Below are 2,177 nucleotides of genomic sequence, written 5' to 3' on the forward strand. Positions count from 1 at the left end.
GGGACTTGTACGGAAACAAAGTGCTGCTTCTTCTCTGCGAGTCTCGTTGGGCTGGTATGGCGCTTCCGGGAGACGTTCACGGTCAACTCGCTGTGAGGTTCGAGGTGTTGTTGCCGCACCTGAACGAGCGGCAGCGGCGGCTGATGCTGGCGAACGAGGCGAGGCTCTTGGGACACGGAGGCGTACGGGCGGTCGCGCGGATAGCCGGGGTCAGCGAGTCCACCGTCCGCAAGGGCGTCTTCGAGCTGGAGGCGGGCGGAGAGCCACTGGATGAAGGGCGTGTCCGGCGTCCTGGTGGTGGCCGTCGGCGTGCCGTCGAGCGGGATCCCGAGCTGCTGCCCGCGCTGTTGCGGCTTGTGGAGCCGGACGAGCGGGGAGATCCGATGTCGCCGTTGCGCTGGACGACGAAGTCGCTGCGCAACCTGGCCGCGGAGCTCACCCGGCAGGGCCACGCGGTCTCACCGGTCACCGTCGGCAGACTGCTGCGCGAGACGGGCTTCAGCCTCCAGGCCGCCTCCAAGAGGCTTGAAGGGAAACAGCATCCCGATCGCGATGCCCAGTTCCGCTACATCAACGAGCAGGTCAAAGGGCATCAGGGCGATGGTGAGCCGGTCATCAGTGTCGATACGAAAAAGAAGGAGGTGCTCGGCCAGCTGCACAATCCGGGCCACCAGTGGCGGCCCAAAGGTGACCCGGTCAAGGTCGAGGACCACAGCTTCTTCTTCGCGCCGAACAGCGAAACCGCCATCCCCTACGGCATCTACGACTTGACCGCCGACACCGGCTGGGTCAACGTCGGTGTCGATCACGACACGTCGGCCTTCGCCGTCGCCTCGATCCGCCGCTGGTGGCAGGCACGTGGCCGACTCGACTACCCCCGTGCGACCCGGCTGCTGGTCACGGCGGACGCGGGCGGCTCCAACGGCTACCGCTACCGCGTCTGGAGGTCCGAACTCGCCGGGCTGGCCGCCGAGACGGGCCTGAACATCACGGTCTGTCACTTTCCGCCGGGCACCTCGAAATGGAACAAGGTCGAACACAGGCTTTTCTCGCACATCACGATGAACTGGCGTGGCAGGCCCCTGACCAGTCACGAAGTCGTCGTCCAGTCCATCGCAGCAACGCGCACCCGCACCGGACTACGCGTCGAGGCCGCGCTCGATCGCCGGCCTTACCCTCTGGGCCTCACAGTCAGTAAAGACCAACTGGAGCAGCTGCCCATCAAACATCACCCCGAACGCAGTGCCTGGAACTACACCATCAGCCCGCACAGCCACTCCACCCAAGCGGCCTCCGTCGCGGCCGCCCTGAGCACTGCCCGTCAAGAAGCCCTCGCGATCCTGGCAGATCCGCGCTTCACCGGGATGTCCCACGCGGAGCTGTCCACCCTGGTTGAACGGATCGCCCCGGACCTGGGAGCCCTGCGCGAGGAACGGCTGCACCGGCAGCGCGGACGTGCTCGCCGCCAGGAGGCCGGGAACCACGCCCGACCGGCACTCACCTCAGCCGACAAGGTCCTACTGGCCGTTGTCTACCTCCGTCACGTGACCTCCCAGAACGTGATGGCGGACATGCTCGGCATGAATCAGCACACCATCGGGCCAGCCATCAAGGACGTCCGCCGGGCCCTGGCGACACACGGAGTAGCCATCGCACCCACCACACTGTGCTTCTCCAACAGCCAGGACCTCATCACCTTCGTGCGACATGGCACCCTGCCCCCGGGCCGATTCCGCCCTTCGGAAACGCTGTCGGATCCCGCATTGACCGGCATGAGCCGGGCCGACCTCGCCGCACTCATCGAGCGACTGTCGGTACAGCATGCGGCCCTGGTCGAGAAGCGCCGCCACCAGCAGCGTGGCGGTCCCCGTCAGCCGGGCACCCGAGGCGGAGTCTTCCGTCAGAAGATCACCGACGCCGAACGGATCCTGGCCGCCGTGCTCTACACACGCAAGGCCGGCACCCGCCCTGCCCTGGCCGAAGCCTTCGGTATCAGCCTCAGAACCCTCAACAGTGCCCTCTTTGAAGTCCAATCCCTCCTCCAGGACGAGCGCATCGAGCTGCCGCCGGCCGCGACACGCTTCACGACCGCAGCAGACCTGCTCGCTGCCGGCCGGGCGCTTGAGGAACCACCCAGCGACACCGACACGCCGATGAGTTGATTCTTTACGGCTCCG

Annotated in this window: 1 protein-coding gene; it reads left to right on the forward strand. The window is 66.5% G+C overall.

Annotated elements, in window-relative coordinates; all coding sequences use genetic code 11:
• The first annotated feature begins 56 nt into the window (after window positions 1–56).
• Window positions 57–2,162, forward strand: coding sequence for an ISAzo13 family transposase (locus AB0L75_RS44060; RefSeq protein WP_365191922.1), 2,106 nt, complete (start codon window positions 57–59; stop codon window positions 2,160–2,162).
• Window positions 2,163–2,177: the final 15 nt, after the last annotated feature.

The organism is Streptomyces sp. NPDC052101 (genome assembly GCF_040680235.1).
GTDB lineage: Bacteria > Actinomycetota > Actinomycetes > Streptomycetales > Streptomycetaceae > Streptomyces.